General features: G+C 46.5%; 10 protein-coding genes. 4 read left to right on the top strand and 6 right to left on the bottom strand.

Annotation, left to right across the window (positions count from 1 at the left end):
* Window positions 1–84 precede the first annotated feature (84 nt).
* Window positions 85–1,032 (top strand): DMT family transporter, encoded by a 948-nt coding sequence (locus JOE49_RS12125; RefSeq protein WP_023987584.1) that lies wholly within the window; start codon window positions 85–87, stop codon window positions 1,030–1,032.
* 240 nt (window positions 1,033–1,272) lie between these two features.
* Window positions 1,273–3,303 carry a methyl-accepting chemotaxis protein gene (locus tag JOE49_RS12120; RefSeq protein ID WP_028543058.1) on the top strand — a complete coding sequence of 677 codons (2,031 nt, stop codon included), beginning with the start codon at window positions 1,273–1,275 and terminating at the stop codon, window positions 3,301–3,303.
* Window positions 3,304–3,448: 145 nt separating this feature from the next.
* Here JOE49_RS12120 and JOE49_RS12115 read toward each other — a convergent pair whose 3' ends face one another.
* A complete protein-coding gene (locus tag JOE49_RS12115) occupies window positions 3,449–4,930 on the bottom strand; it encodes a carboxylesterase/lipase family protein (RefSeq protein WP_209943608.1) in 1,482 nt (493 codons plus the stop codon).
* Window positions 4,931–5,083: 153 nt separating this feature from the next.
* On the bottom strand, window positions 5,084–5,647 hold the full coding sequence (locus tag JOE49_RS12110) for a GbsR/MarR family transcriptional regulator (RefSeq protein ID WP_028543060.1): 564 nt from the start codon (window positions 5,645–5,647) through the stop codon (window positions 5,084–5,086).
* Window positions 5,648–6,161: 514 nt separating this feature from the next.
* Here JOE49_RS12110 and JOE49_RS12105 point away from each other — a divergent pair.
* Both JOE49_RS12105 and JOE49_RS12100 read left to right on the top strand, forming a co-directional pair.
* The gene (locus tag JOE49_RS12105; protein ID WP_028543061.1) at window positions 6,162–7,385 is read left to right on the top strand and encodes a quaternary amine ABC transporter ATP-binding protein; all 1,224 of its coding nucleotides are present in this window, start codon (window positions 6,162–6,164) and stop codon (window positions 7,383–7,385) included.
* Complete coding sequence (locus JOE49_RS12100; RefSeq protein WP_245248373.1) at window positions 7,360–9,957, top strand: glycine betaine ABC transporter substrate-binding protein; 2,598 nt, start codon at window positions 7,360–7,362, stop codon at window positions 9,955–9,957. Before JOE49_RS12105 ends, JOE49_RS12100 begins: the two co-directional genes overlap by 26 nt.
* Window positions 9,958–10,053: 96 nt before the next feature.
* Here the strand turns inward: JOE49_RS12100 and JOE49_RS12095 are convergent, their stop codons facing one another.
* The 4 genes from JOE49_RS12095 to JOE49_RS12080 all read right to left on the bottom strand — a co-directional run bounded on the left by JOE49_RS12095 (window position 10,054) and on the right by JOE49_RS12080 (window position 14,870).
* On the bottom strand, window positions 10,054–11,277 hold the full coding sequence (locus JOE49_RS12095) for an ABC transporter permease (protein WP_023987578.1): 1,224 nt from the start codon (window positions 11,275–11,277) through the stop codon (window positions 10,054–10,056).
* A gap of 1 nt (window position 11,278) precedes the next feature.
* A complete protein-coding gene (locus JOE49_RS12090) occupies window positions 11,279–12,643 on the bottom strand; it encodes an HlyD family secretion protein (protein WP_023987577.1) in 1,365 nt (454 codons plus the stop codon).
* A gap of 23 nt (window positions 12,644–12,666) precedes the next feature.
* Entirely contained in the window at window positions 12,667–13,251 is a 585-nt protein-coding gene (locus JOE49_RS12085; RefSeq protein ID WP_023987576.1) for a TetR/AcrR family transcriptional regulator, read from the bottom strand.
* A gap of 254 nt (window positions 13,252–13,505) precedes the next feature.
* Entirely contained in the window at window positions 13,506–14,870 is a 1,365-nt protein-coding gene (locus tag JOE49_RS12080; protein ID WP_209941311.1) for an ABC transporter substrate-binding protein, read from the bottom strand.
* Window positions 14,871–14,985 lie beyond the last annotated feature (115 nt).

Genomic DNA, 14,985 nt, shown 5'->3' with positions numbered 1-14,985 from the left:
ATCAACCCCCGTCTTGCATGGCCTTTCGCCATGGACGGGGGTTTTTGTGCCACCGGTCCTGTATTCGCAAGGAGCTAATTGAGTATGAGTCAATCTTCTACTGTACTAACATCCAAAGGTTTTGATCGTAGCTCCCACATGAAAAGTGGTTTTTGGCTGGTCGCAATTGGAGCAGCCTTGTGGGGCGCAGACCCGCTGTTTCGTATTATTTTGTTAAAGTCATTTACCTCAACACAAATTGTACTAATGGAGCATGTGCTGCTTTTCCTCGCTCTGACACCGATGTTGTGGAAGCATCGTGAGGAGCTCAAAGCGGTACGGCTTCGTCAAGTTTTCGCTATTTTGTTCGTCTCGTGGGGTGGCTCGGCTCTGGCCAGCGTAATTTTCACCATGGCACTCAGCAATGGTGATTTGAATGCTGTACTCTTACTCCAGAAGCTTCAACCCTTGGTCGCTATTATTCTAGCTCGTATTATTTTGAAGGAAATGTTGCCGCGTCATTTTGGATTATTAATTGTCGTCGCTCTGTTCGGGACGTATCTTCTGACCTTCGGTTGGTCGCTCCCCTTCGGACATGTTCGTGATTTTGTCCAGGTCGGTAGTCTACTTGCACTCGGTGCAGCAGTTCTGTGGGGCGGTTCGACAGTCATGGGAAGTTACTTGCTTCGTTCAATGAAATATGAAACGGTAACCTCCCTCCGCTTCATGGTCGCGCTCCCTCTGCTGATTGTCCTCACCTCTGTAGAGCATGCGCCATGGAATATGCCTGCCGGTACATGGGCGGGCGCAGCTGTGATTATCAATCTGCTATTGCAGGCATTGCTTCCGGGTCTTCTTAGCTTATTGTTGTATTACAAAGGCTTAAGTACGACCAAAGCGTCTTATGCTACGATGGCAGAATTAAGCTTTCCCATGGTTGGTGTCGTGATTAACTGGATCGCATTTCAGCAAATTGTCACTGTAGCGCAATTGACTGGTTTTATGCTCATCTGGATTACGCTCTTTATGATTTCACGTCAGCAAAAAAATTAACAGTTCAATGTCCCTTTCATGACTTACCCAAGCCAAATCGTGAAGATGCTTTTGCATCTCTGATTTGGCTTTTTATGTATTCGTATTCATATAAATCATAGTTCTTTAGACCTATTTTCCGAAAAAAGTGTCTAAAACAAGCAATTATTCCTCGTTTCTCAAAGATTACATCTATAAAATTCGTCGGTTTCTGTCGAATAAAACAATGTAGTGATCATCAGACACAGAGGAGCAATAACTATGACTAAAACAAAACAAACAGTTCCGTGGTGGAACAGGTTTCTCAAGCAGTTTTATTTAATGAGGACAAGATTAATAATATCTTTTTTGGCTGTGTTATTGATTCCGAGCGTACTTATCGGGTACTTTTCCTATCAGGGGGCTACGACACAACTCAGTCAGCAAATGGGCGGTTCCGTATACACGAATCTGTATCTGATCCGAAGCAATGTCAATCAGTATGTAGCGCCCATTATGAAAGACCTGGACGTGCTTACCACTGAAATCAAATCTGATTCCATTGGTACCAACCAAGAGGCCCTTCAGAAAAAGTTGGATGTCATCGTCAAGGCTCATCCCGAGCTAGATGCCGCGCTTCTCGGCAATGCGAAAGGGCAATACATACGTTCGCCGAAAAAACAGGAGGACGATTATGACCCCCGGGAGAGAAAATGGTACAAAAATGCAATGCTGGAAAAGGGCAAGGTATTCGTCGGTGTTCCAGTTGCCAGCGTCACGACAGGGAATTTAGTCGTTAATATATCGGGAACGCTGGAGGACGGTGAAGGAGCTGTTTCATTGGCTTTGAATCTGGACAAGATGGGTGAAAGTCTGCAGTCTGTTAAGATTGGTGAACGCGGAGGACTCATTATTGTTGATTCTGAACATAAAGTTGTATCTGGGACTGGAACAGCCTTTAACAAGGCAGGCAAAAAACCTGCTGACGCCATAGAGGGACTTCCCGAAGTGGCGACAACCGTCGAAAATGATACTCCTTCCATGTCGCAAATTCAATTTATGAATCGAGATATGCTGGCCTTTACACTTAAGGACCCTCTCACCGGTTGGAACATTATCGCACTGTCGGATCTGGAGGATTACAGTGATGCAGCCCAACCGATTCTGAAGCAAAGCCTGATTGTGATTGTCATTTCCATACTTGCCGCTGCAATCATCATTGTGCTTATGGTCCGCTCGTTCTTAATTCCGCTGCGCAAGCTGCAAGCAGGAACACGCATCGTCCGTGACGGAAATCTGACCGAACGTGTTAATCTATCCAGCAAGGATGAGTTCGGCGAACTGGCACAGAATTTTGACCAAATGACGCATTCCTTGCATACGATGGTTTCCGAGGTCAATCAAACGTCCTCCCGACTTGCTTCCTCTTCTCTGATGATCAAGGAAAGCACAGAGCAAACAACGGAGTCCGTACAACACGTAGCGGAAACGGTTATGGAATCCGCAGAAAATGCAGCCACCAGCGCCGAGGCATCCGAGCAAACCGCTAATGCCGTTGAAGAAATGGCGAAGGGTGTCAGCACCATTGCCGAATCGGCAAGCTCCATCGTGGATTCAGCAGGACAAACCGAGCATGATGTGGCTCAAGGCAGTCAAATGATCAGCCATGTGCGGACACAAATGGACCGTATTCTGGAAGCTGTAAGCCAAACAGCTAGCCTGATGGATGAGCTATCCCAGCTCTCAGACGATGCGAAGCAGATGAATACAGCTATTGCCGCCATTGCCAAGCAAACCAATTTGTTGTCTCTGAACGCGTCTATTGAAGCTTCCAGAGCAGGCGAAGCCGGGCGTGGATTTGCCGTAGTCGCTATAGAGGTACGCAAGCTGTCTGAGCAATCCAAGGAAAGCGCGGATTCCATCAGTCAGATCATTACTCAGATGCTCGATTTGATTCAACGCTCCACCGCTACCATGAACGGTAATGTTCGTAACCAGGTAGGTGAAGGATTACGTATTAGCCAAGATGCAGAAGGTGCATTTACGAATATTGAACGCTCTACATCTCATATCGTGGAACAAATTCAAAGCGTGTCCGCTGCGGCTGAACAAATCTCAGCCAGTACAGAGGAAGTTTCCGCTACTGTCACCCATTTGGCTAGTCTGTCTCGCAATTCGGCGGACAGTTCGCAGACAACATCTGCTGCCGCTCAGGAGCAAATGGCAGCTATGGAGGAAATCGCATCTTCGTCTCAGGAGTTGTCCAACATGGCGCAGGATTTGCAACAGCTGGTTAAGCGATTTAAGATTTAACTTACACATTGCATCGTTGCAATTTCATGCAAGTAAGAATGAACAGCAATACATCTTATGACTAACAAAAGCCTTCGTCCGTATACAAATTACGGGCGAAGGCTTTTTACATTAGAGTTCTTAGGATGCTCTCTCTCTTGTCTACTTATAGGGTCATCTGACCGATTAACTGACGGCGTCTATCTCCTTCGGGGTCGTGCTCTACCTTAATATCCTGATGGAAAATAGCTGTAGTCCGCTCTTCCCTGTCGTACATTGGCCAAGCCCCCTCCGACAGCACAGGCTTCCCATCACGTGCAAAAGCAACCCATGCCTGCTGCATAGCTTGAGCCAGCTTCTGCATCGACGGTTGAATCTCTAATCCAAGCTTACCTAGCAGCTCCAGATTATCGAAAACAAACGCAATTTCGGCACCGTGAACCGCTTGTCCAAAGGTAGGATGCCCCGGCAATGTCCAATCAAAACGATACATCCATACAGGCGTATGCGCCGACTGCGCAACAGCAAGAGCCAACGCAGGACGCCAAAAAAATAGATCAGTCAACATTTGCGCCTGTCCCTCAATCGTAACCGGAAATGGTTCTATCAGGTCGCCGATGTCTGACATGCCCGTCATCATCTCCAATGCCTGACTCGCTGTTGACTTGTTCATTAGATGGGATTCTTTTCGGATGAAATAGGCCCCCTCATGCAAGTTCGTTCCAATCAAAACGGATACCTGCTTTGCTGAACCTTGCGCGATTGCAGACAGCGGTACATCTGGCAAGGTCACACCGTCCACGACAGGTTGATAGATCATCGCCATCCCTGGTCCGATGACTTCATGCGTCTTCGCCATAGCTAGCATCAGCGCATCTGTCGGCAGTGTAAACAACCGTTCTGGATGCTGAGTGTCCACACCCAGCTGCTGCAGATACACAGCCGTCACTTGTTCAGCCTGTGAAGTTGACAATACCTGCGACGCACCACTCTGCAAAATCGCACGCTGGAACAGTCCCTCAGCTGCTGGCATCGCCAATAAAGCGGCAATACTCATCGCCCCTGCCGATTCACCGAACACCGTTACTTCGTCCGAGTTACCGCCAAAGGCAGAGATGTGATCCCTAACCCATTCCAGCGCAGCGATCTGATCCAGCAGTCCCGCATTAGAGGTCAGGCCATCTCCCTTTGGAGTCAGATGCAAAAATCCTAACGGCCCCAATCGATAATTGATCGTAACAACCACAACATCGCCATTCTTCGCCATGCGTTCCCCGTCATATAAAGGTATAATCCCGGACCCCGTGACAAAGGCACCGCCATGAATCCACACCATCACCGGGCGTCCCTTCTCAGGTGCCTTCGAAGCAGGTGTCCAAACGTTCAGGTATAAGCAATCCTCTGACTGCTTAGGCGGTTCCACCAGATTTCCAGTCATGCTTTCAGCGGATGGCATAGGTTGCGGACAGATTGGCCCAAAACTCGTCGCAGCCCGTACACCCTCCCAAGACTCCAAAGGCTGGGGCGCGTGAAAACGTAGTTTTCCAACAGGAGGCTGTGCATATGGGATACCTTTCCATACATGATATCCATTCCCCGTTTCCCCACGTAATTGACCTAAACGAGTATGTACTGTAATACTCTCCATCATGAAGCCTCCTTTATTTCGTATGTTCAACACAACGGTATAATATCAATCTTTACATATCTCTATTATACCCTTTGCACACGGCCAAACCAAAAAATACCGGAAGCACTTTTGCGCTCCGGCATTTTTATAAACAAGATAGAGAAATAGCGATTAATCCCGAACTTCTTCTTTGGGAATCAGCTTGTAAATTTCTTCGCTTTCCATAGAGTCAATTAGTCGGTCTAGCCACTTGTAATAAGCGACGGCCTGCTTCATTTTCATACGATCTTGCTGAAGAATCGCCTTAAATTCCTCGTACTCTTCCCCCTGATTCATCAATCTGTCCAGCTCATCAATGGCTTTGCGCAACACCAGTAAATTTGTTTCTACCGCTTTTCTCCATTTAATAGCGAAGAAATCAGTGAAGGTTTGATGCCAGTCATATTCGACTTCATACAAGTCTTTGCGTGAGCCCTTGCTCCATACCTTATTTACCATTTTCAGATCCAATAATGTTCGAACTCCTGTACTCATGCTCGTTTTGCTCATTTCCATTTCACGGCCCATCTCGTCCAGCGTCATCGGTTTATCCGCAAAAAAAAGCAAACCGTATAAATGCCCCGCAGACAAAGTGATCCCATACAGGTCCATGTTTTTACCTATAGCTTCTATAACACGTTTGCGAATTTTTTGCAGCGAAGCCTGCTGCTCATCACCTAACTGGTACAAGCTCATGCTTGCAACCTCCTAATTTTAGAGCATTTTGCACAACCTAGTATGAACGATTTACCCGTAAAAGATTAGCTTTGACGCAATGTATGAAATCTTTCAATATAAATGAAATGTTTCAAAAACAAAGCTTCTGTCTATATTACAACAGCATGGATCGTTCAAAATCATAATTCGCAAAATTGCTAATGATAGTAAACTTTTAAAATTATGGATATACATAAATCTTTTTCTTATGGTTATATTTCATTGTCTATTTTAAAAAAAGCACTATCGGTTGTAAAGTTCCGAATGTTTGAGCATTCTATAGAACGAAGGAGCATATCAAAGGAAACTTTGTACAGTTTTTTCTGTACGTACTTTATGAACAGTTTTTTTGTTTGAAATGTAAGCAATGCTTCTGTTACAATTAATTTTGTCATTAACCGTTCAGGATGTTCAGAATTATGATTTTTATACTCAATCCTTAATGCAACATGGGGTTAATACCAAGCAAAGTATAGAAAGAAGAGGTGTATGTATGACGATTTTGGAAGTCAAAAATGTCAGCAAACTCTTTGGTCCTCACGCAGAGCAAGGTGTTCCGCTCCTGGAGCAAGGCTGGGGCAAGGAAAAGTTGGCCAAAGAAAAACAGATTACTGTTGGTGTCAATAAGGCCAACATGGAAATTAAGCAAGGTGAAATTTTCGTAATTATGGGTCTATCGGGCAGTGGCAAGTCCACTTTGGTGCGAATGCTAAATCGCTTGATTGAGCCTACCTCCGGTGAAATTCTGGTCCACGGCAAAGATCTCCGTAAGATGAACAAAGAACAACTTCGTGAAGTTCGTCGTAAAACCATCAGCATGGTTTTTCAAAAATTCGCCCTGTTCCCACATCGGACTGTACTAGAAAATGTAGAATATGGTCTTGAAATTCAAAAGGTAGAAAAAGCACAGCGTCAGGAAAAAGCACAACAAGCGCTGGAACTAGTTGGTCTTAAAAACTGGGGCGATAAAATGCCCGATGAATTGAGTGGCGGTATGCAGCAGCGTGTCGGTCTAGCACGGGCGCTGGCTAATGACCCTGAAGTGCTCCTGATGGATGAAGCGTTCAGTGCATTGGACCCTCTCATTCGCCGTGACATGCAGGATGAGCTGTTGGAGCTTCAAGATAAAATGAAGAAAACAATTGTGTTTATCACCCATGATCTGGATGAAGCGTTGCGGATTGGTGACCGGATTGCATTGATGCGAGACGGTGCGGTCGTACAAATCGGTACACCGGAAGAAATTATGATCCAACCGGCTAACTCTTATGTAGCCCGCTTCGTCGAGGATGTGGATCTGTCCAAGGTATTGACGGCTGCTCATGTCATGCTTCGTCCAGAAACCATTACCATGGATCGTGGTCCGCGTGTGGCTCTGGAATTGATGCGGGAGCGTGGGATTTCCAATTTGTTCGTCATTGACCGCACCAAAAAGCTACTGGGTGTTATTAACGCCGAGGATGCTGTTCATGCACTGCGCAACAATTTGAAGATTGAAGATATTTTGATCACTGACGGACCGCAGGTTCCTGCCGAGACTGTCATTAATGATTTGTTTGAAATTACAAGCTCGTCCAAGGTACCGCTGGCTGTAGTCGATGATAAGCAGAAGCTACTGGGCGTTATCGTCCGTGGAGCATTGCTCGGCGCACTTGGTGGAGATGTTACCACTATGAAGGAGGTGAATGCCCATGATACCGAAACTGCCAATCGCTGAGTGGATTCAATCCATTGTCGACTGGATGGGTATTCATCTGGCTGGATTGTTTAATGTTATTTCTTCCATTATAGAAGCTGTAGTAGGCTTTTTCTCAGGCCTGTTCATGCTTCCGCACCCTCTGGTGTTCATCGTGATTATCGGGATTATCGCCTTTATGATCGGGCGGGTTCAGCTTACGCTGTTTACTGTCATCGGCTTCCTGCTAATTGATAATCTCGGCTATTGGAGTGAAACAATGAATACGCTGGGACTGGTCATCACGTCTGCGCTCGTATCCATTGTTATCGGGATTCCCATCGGGATCTGGTGTGCATACAGTAAATCCGCATCACGCATTATCACGCCTTTACTTGATTTTATGCAGACGATGCCTGCGTTCGTGTACTTGCTCCCAGCGGTTACCTTTTTCAGCCTAGGTGTTGTACCAGGTGTTATCGCTTCTGTTATCTTTGCTATCCCCCCAACCATTCGTATGACCAACTTGGGGATTATGCAAGTATCAGGTGAGCTGATCGAAGCATCAGACGCTTTCGGTTCAACATCTGCGCAAAAGCTGTTCAAAGTTCAGCTTCCACTGGCATTGCCTACCTTAATGGCTGGTATTAACCAGACGATTATGCTGTCACTGTCCATGGTTGTTATTGCTTCCATGATCGGTGCAGAAGGCATCGGTGCTGTTGTGTACCGTGCTGTGACACAGCTGCAAATCGGTAAAGGTTTTGAAGCCGGCCTAGCTGTTGTCGTTCTGGCTATTGTGCTTGACCGTTTTACGCAAAACCTGTTTAAACCTACGCAAAAAGGCAAAAGCCGCGTATCCAGCAAGCAAAAAGTATGGATTACTTCTGCAGTTACTGCTGTCATTTTGATCGCTGGTGCATCTCAATATTTTGTTGGTACGGATCATTCCGCATCTGGCAAAGGTAACGCTGCTGCCAACCCGGTTGGCGAAGAAGTCGGTTACAAAATTATCGGTATTGATGCCGGGGCAGGCATTATGAAATCGACTGCCAAAGCAATTCAAGACTACAATTTGTCTGATTGGAAGCTCGTTGAAGGTTCCGGTGCAGCCATGACGGCCACACTGGACAAAGCCATTAAAGCGAAAAAACCGATCATTATTACAGGTTGGACTCCTCACTGGATGTTCAACAAGTATGATCTCAAATATTTGGAAGACCCTAAGAAGTCTTATGGTGAAGCCGAGGGTATTCATACGATTGCCCGTAAAGGATTGCAACAGGATGCTCCTATCGCTTATGAGTTTCTGAAACGTTTCAAATGGACACCAGAAGATATGGGTGAAATGATGGTCGCCATTCAAGCCGGAACCAGTCCTGAGCAAGCTGCCAAGGATTGGGCGGAGAAACATGCCGACAAGGTTCAGGAATGGACTCAAGGACTGCAACCTGTCAATGGTGATACCTTCAAGCTAAGTTATGTGGCTTGGGATTCTGAAATTGCCAGCACGAATTTGCTGAAATATATTTTGGAAAACAAACTAGGTTATAAAGTAACCGCACTGCAAGTGGAAGCAGGTCCTATGTGGACGGGTGTCGCTAGTGGTGATGTAGATGCTTCACCTGCGGCATGGCTGCCGTTAACCCATGCGGATTACTGGGCTAAATACAAGGATAAGCTCGACGATCTTGGGGCTAATATGAGTGGTGTTAAAACCGGATTGGTCGTTCCAGCTTACATGGATGTTAAATCGATTACTGATTTGCAGGATAACGGAGCCGAAGCGGCTCCGGCTTCCGCCACAACTGGGGACTTTGGCAAAGAGGTCGGCTACCGCATTGTCGGTACCGACCCTGGAGCCGGACTAATGAAGCTAACCGCTAAAGCTATGAATGACTATGGCTTATCCGACTGGAAGCTGCTTGAAAGCTCTGGAGCTGCTATGACCGCTACACTGGATAAAGCTATCAAAGCCAAGCAGCCTATCGTCGTAACAGGTTGGACTCCTCACTGGATGTTTAATAAATATGATTTAAAATACTTGAAAGATCCTAAAAAAGCATACGGTGATAAGGAAGAAATTCATACCATCGCCCGCAAAGGCTTGAAGCAGGATGCTCCTGTGGCTTATGAATTTCTAAGCCGATTTAAGTGGACTGCTGAAGATATGGGTGAAGTGATGATCGCGATTCAGGACGGTACCGCCCCACAGCAGGCTGCTAAGAACTGGGCTGATAAACATCCTGACAAGGTTCAGGAATGGATCAAGGGTCTACAGCCCGTCAACGGTGATCCTTTGAAGCTGAGCTACGCTGCTTGGGATTCTGAAATTGCTAGTACGAACGTATTGAAATATGTATTGGAACAAAAATTGGGCTATAAAGTAACAGCCCTGCAAGTGGAAATCGGCCCAATGTGGACTGGCGTGGCCGGCGGAAGTGTAGATGCTACTGCTGCTGCTTGGCTTCCATTGACGCATGTTGATTATTGGGCTCAATACAAGGATAAGGTGGATGACATCGGAACCAGCATGACTGGCGTTATGTCCGGGCTTGTCGTTCCATCCTATGTACCGATTGATTCTATCGAGGATCTTAAGCCGCCGCAATAATATTTTTTCCACTTTTAAACCATATGAATAAGCAAAAGGCAGATCAGGGTTTACTCCTGATCTGCCTTTTTACGATATCCATATTTAAAGTTGCTCTCAGCCTTTTAGCGTGAATCCTTCTTGAGCAGGCACATCGGCATGCTGGCCTGTCGTCTGGTGCTGTCTAAAGAATAACGGATAGATCGCGAAGGACACCAGCAGACTCACACAACCAATGACGCCCAAGGCAATCATATCTTTGAAGATGTATGTGATATCCAGTCCTTTGAGCGTGATATTCCGTACAGCATCCAGGTAATACGTCAGTGGCAATATTTCAGCAAGCCCCCGCAAGAAGCCGGGCATTGCCTCTAATGGCCACGTATAGCCTGATAGCATAAAGGAAGGAACAGCAATCAACATCAGGGTTTGGGTCGCATCCACTCTAGTCTTGGAAAAGAGACTGAATAGGAATCCTAACCCGCACAGTGCAAAGTTAAAGGCCAGCGACACTAAAATCAACGGTAATACCTGTCCCCTAAACGGAATATCGAAGCATAAAGCGCTGATACTGAATACAGTCAGCACATTGAAAGCTCCCGCTGCATAATACGGTGCCAGTTTGGCAATAGCCATACGCCAAGGGGTATTTCTCCATGCACCAAATCTCCCCCAAGTCCCTGCTTCCTTATCACGCGTGCAAGACAACGCAATACCAAGCAGCAAACACTGCTGGAGAGCCGCAGAAATAACCCCTAGTGGCATGAAAAGTTTATAATCATATACCGGGTTAAACAACACTCTGGACCGGAACGGGATGGTAGTCAGCGTCGCGGCAGCCTGATCGGAGTTCATTCCCTTTTGCTTCATGGAATTGACCGATACTCCGGCACTCACGCTGCTAATAACCTGATTCGCAATCCGACTGGCGCTGTTGGAATACATCATATTACTGCCGTCAATCAGCGTGAGCACGGGTGGATTTTCCCCATGCTTAAGCCGAGTCGTAAAGTTGTCGGGAATGACGATTCCGACCTTAGCTTCCCCGGTCTCTACCTGACGGACAACATCTTCCTGATTGGTCGCTTGCCGTGTAACGGCAAATGAATCGGTCGAATCAAACGCCTGAATGATCTGGCGACTGAGCTGCGAATTATCTCCGTCGTACACTGTGACAGGCATCTCGGTAATCCGCTGATGTGAATACAGGAAGCCAAATAGTATCGTATACACAATCGGCGTAATCAGCAGAATAGCCATAAAGCGGCGGTCCCGGAAGATGCTCAGCCATTCCTCGCGAAACACATCGCGGATACGAAGTCTTTCCTGTGAATCCTGCATATTACTGCGCCCCTTTGCCTGTAAACAGAACCGTGGAGCCTGTTGGAACCGAAGCAGCAAGGTCTGGCAATGCTACTTTAACACCGAAGGAACGGACATCCTTGTCACCGGAGCTTTGGCTCGGTTTTTGAATGGCAAAGTCCGCAGCCGATTCTAACAGAATGACTTTACCCTTCAGCTCCTTACCGCCAGACAGCAATTTAATTTGGACTGTATCCCCTGCTTGAAGACCGTTCAGAGACGTTTCAGGTACATAGAATTTAGCCCAACGTTGTGTCGAAGTTTCAATGGTATAGACCGGGAATCCTGCGCTAGCCATTTCACCTAAGCTAAGCGACTTGGATTTTATGATTCCATCTTCTGACGCATATAGCGTAGTGTAGCTCAAATAGGTCTGAGCCTCTTGAAGCGCGGCTTCCGCTTGGGCTACCTGAGCATTGGCACCTGCAACCGCAGATTGTGCCTGCTCAACTGTGGATTGCGCCGCCTTCACAGCGGATTGCGCTTGCTCTACCGAAGCCTGAGCAGCTTTGACGTCTTCCTGTTGCACAGCAACTTTGCCCGCTCCTGCCTGTGCTTCCTTCACCGCAGCCAAGGCTTGACGGTATTGAGCTTCAGCCGCCGTAATTTCCTCCTTGCGGCTTCCCTCCCGTGCCATATCCAATTTTTGCGACTCTGCATTATATTTGGCCACTGCCTGTTGATGTTCCAATGTCGCTTGATCCAAAGATGCCTGGGTTGCTGCTCCGGCTTCTTGAAGCTTTTTGGCACGCTCCAAATTTTTAACGGTCAGGTCCAGCGTTTCCTTGGCTATCTTCACAGATACTTGTAATTGCTCAAGCTCCTGCGGTCTTGCCCCGCTCTTGAGGGCATCCAGTTTTGCCTTGGCGGCGTTTGCAGCCGCTTTGGCCTGTTCAATCTGGCTGGAGGAAGCCTCTGCGGTCACACTGACCGATGTCGTACCTTGGCTCTTCTTGGCCTGAGCGGCGCTCACAGTAGCCTGTGCCTGACCTACGCCTGCTTGAGCCTGCAACACACCGGCTTTTGCTTTGGAGACATTACTCTTAGCTGCCAGCAACGCCGCCTGTGCCTGCTTCACCTTATCTTCCAACTCGCGACTTTCCAGATGGGCTAACACCTGCCCCTTTTTAACCTGATCGCCTTCTTTGACGAGCATCTGGTCAATCCGTCCTGCCATTTTAAAGCTGGCATTGAGGGTATCCGACTCCACATAAGCCGTAGGAATGGAAGAAGACTGATCCGCAGACAAGCTGCTTCCACCCCGTGGAAAAGCAGTCAAGGCATATATTCCAACCGCGATTAAAATAATAAGTACGACGTAAATCGTATATTTTTTAGCTTTCATGTTCTCATCACTCCATCTGTCTATTAATGTTGCATGCCCAATGCATTACACACAAATACTTCAATACTTTCTCGAACCTCTTGCAGATTCATCGTTTCGCCCCAAACCATAGACCGCATTGGAGCGAAAATGTAAATCCCAAATAAGCAATTGGCTGTTGTTTTGGCATCCAGCTTACTTGAAATTTTCCCATATAACTTACCGGAATCGATCTCTGCCTCCATAAAATCAAAATAATCAGCCAGCACCTGCCTAATATTAAAATGCTGCTCTTGTGAAACCCAGCCCTTACTGACCAATAGACGGCAAAAGTCCGGCTCTCTCACAATAAACTCAATATGTACTTGGATCAGCTTACGAACCCTAAGCTCCACCTGATCTTTAGGAGTATGAGCCATTGCTTCATGGATATCCCGGACAAAACGCTCCATCCCCATCTTCAAAATGTAAATGTACAAATCTTGCTTGTTTTTAAAATTGTAATACAGGGTGCCCTTGGCTATGCCGCATACCTTGGCGATTTCCTCCATATTTGTTTCATTAAAGCCTCGTTCGGAAAAAGCTTTGAGTGCGCCGTTAAAAATAATTTCCTTTGTCTGCTGTTTCATGCTTCCTCCTTTTTTGAACTGACCGTCCAGTACAAAAATTATGTATTTATTATAAGCCCATTTTTAGTTATCCAGCAATAGGAAAAATGAAAATAATACATTTTAGACATTTCGTCTAAACACTCATTCTAAAAATGATAATGCAAAAACGGATCGAATAAGTGAGGGGGTCACTCATTCGATCCGTTATGTCATAAAATCGGATGATAAGGGGGCCATTCTACAGATTATCAACCGATTTTAAGGGAAGGCGACTATTTTTTTACGGTTTGATTGTATTGAGCAATTTTGCCTGTAATTTCTTGTGCAGCTTGATCCAATGCCTGTTTTGGCTGTTGCTGGCCACTCAGCACGGCCTCAATTGCACCTTCTACGATTTGACGCGCTTCTGGAAATACGCCCATCACCGCGCCCTGTGTAGCGGTGGATTGCGCCGATGCGTGCAATTGGTCAACCGCCGTCTGGAATTGCGGATATTTTACCATATTATCTTTGAGTACCTTCTCGTTATAGGCTGCTTTCGTGATCGGGAAGTACCCAGTATTTACACTCCATTGTGCCTGTTCAGCTGGGGAAGCGACGAATTTAATGAACTCCCATGCTGCCTTCTGCTGAGCTTCGGGCTTGTTGTTCATGATGTACAAGCTTGCGCCGCCTACAACCACGCCGCCTTCTTTAGCTTCATTGGATCTTGGCAGGAATCCTGTGCCTACTTCAAATTTATCGCCAACCTGCTCCACAATATTACGCAGCGAAGCGGTGGAATCCAGCGTCATCGCAATTTGTCCTGCGGAAAAAGCCTTTGCCGTATCGTCCGAGTTACGTCCCAGATTGGATACAACCTTTTCATCGATCATTTTCTTCCACCACGTCAGCGTTTTTACACCGGCATCCGAATTCAGCATGGATTCCGTTGCCGCTTGATCACGACCATTGCCATTATTCACATAATCCGCGTTCTGATTGGCAAACAGTTGCTCCATGAACCAGCCGTAGATGGCAATGGAAGCACCGGATTTACCATCCTTGCTCAAGGCTTTTGCAGCCTTTTCGAACTCAGCATACGTTTTCGGAGGATTAGCTGGATCAAGTCCTGCGGCTTTGAATGCGTCCTTGTTGTAATATAAAATCGGGTTTGACGTATTGAACGGCATGGCGTTCAATTTACCATCAATCGTGTAGTATCGTGTAATATTCGGCTCTAGCTGCGACAGATCAAACTTATCTGCATCAATAAATTGTTGTACGGGTGTGATCATTTTGGAGTCGATCATAAATTTACTGCCGATTTCGTATACCTGAATGATGTCCGGTCCGCTATTGGATCCAAGCGACGCTTTCAGCTTGTTCAAGCTGTCATCATATTTGCCTTGATATACTGGCTCTACCTGAATGTCCTTATGACTGGCGTTAAAGTCAGCAGCGATCTGCTTGATTGCTTTTTCACCGTTACCGGACATCGAATGCCACCAAGTCAGCTTCACTGGAGAAGCCGCTGCTCCCCCATCACTACCATTACTCGGCTTCTCTGCAGCAGTATTATTGCTACAACCTGCTGCAACCACCATGGCAGTCAGAATAAGCAGGGTCAATGCACTTTTCAGACGAAAAAATCCCATAATCTCTCTTCTCTCCCTTTGATTAAATGATTCTTGAATTGGCATTCTCTTGCGTATTCTTGTGTGTTGAAGCTCTGTATATGGGCTGCTTGCGCAGGTGTTGCTTTTCATTTGA

Origin of the sequence: Paenibacillus sp. PvR133 (assembly GCF_017833155.1) — a bacterium.
Lineage (GTDB): Bacteria > Bacillota > Bacilli > Paenibacillales > Paenibacillaceae > Paenibacillus > Paenibacillus polymyxa_B.
The sequence above is the reverse complement of the archived record's forward strand: the minus strand, read 5'-3'. Positions and strand labels throughout refer to the sequence as shown.

What these genes read in the sequence shown, in the direction of transcription:
- JOE49_RS12125 (WP_023987584.1), top strand. Translation starts at nt 85, where the DNA reads ATGAGTCAATCTTCTACTGTACTAACATCCAAAGGTTTTGATCGTAGC.
- JOE49_RS12120 (WP_028543058.1), top strand. Translation starts at nt 1,273, where the DNA reads ATGACTAAAACAAAACAAACAGTTCCGTGGTGGAACAGGTTTCTCAAG.
- JOE49_RS12115 (WP_209943608.1), bottom strand. Translation starts at nt 4,930, where the DNA reads ATGGAGAGTATTACAGTACATACTCGTTTAGGTCAATTACGTGGGGAA.
- JOE49_RS12110 (WP_028543060.1), bottom strand. Translation starts at nt 5,647, where the DNA reads ATGAGCTTGTACCAGTTAGGTGATGAGCAGCAGGCTTCGCTGCAAAAA.
- JOE49_RS12105 (WP_028543061.1), top strand. Translation starts at nt 6,162, where the DNA reads ATGACGATTTTGGAAGTCAAAAATGTCAGCAAACTCTTTGGTCCTCAC.
- JOE49_RS12100 (WP_245248373.1), top strand. Translation starts at nt 7,360, where the DNA reads ATGATACCGAAACTGCCAATCGCTGAGTGGATTCAATCCATTGTCGAC.
- JOE49_RS12095 (WP_023987578.1), bottom strand. Translation starts at nt 11,277, where the DNA reads ATGCAGGATTCACAGGAAAGACTTCGTATCCGCGATGTGTTTCGCGAG.
- JOE49_RS12090 (WP_023987577.1), bottom strand. Translation starts at nt 12,643, where the DNA reads ATGAAAGCTAAAAAATATACGATTTACGTCGTACTTATTATTTTAATC.
- JOE49_RS12085 (WP_023987576.1), bottom strand. Translation starts at nt 13,251, where the DNA reads ATGAAACAGCAGACAAAGGAAATTATTTTTAACGGCGCACTCAAAGCT.
- JOE49_RS12080 (WP_209941311.1), bottom strand. Translation starts at nt 14,870, where the DNA reads ATGGGATTTTTTCGTCTGAAAAGTGCATTGACCCTGCTTATTCTGACT.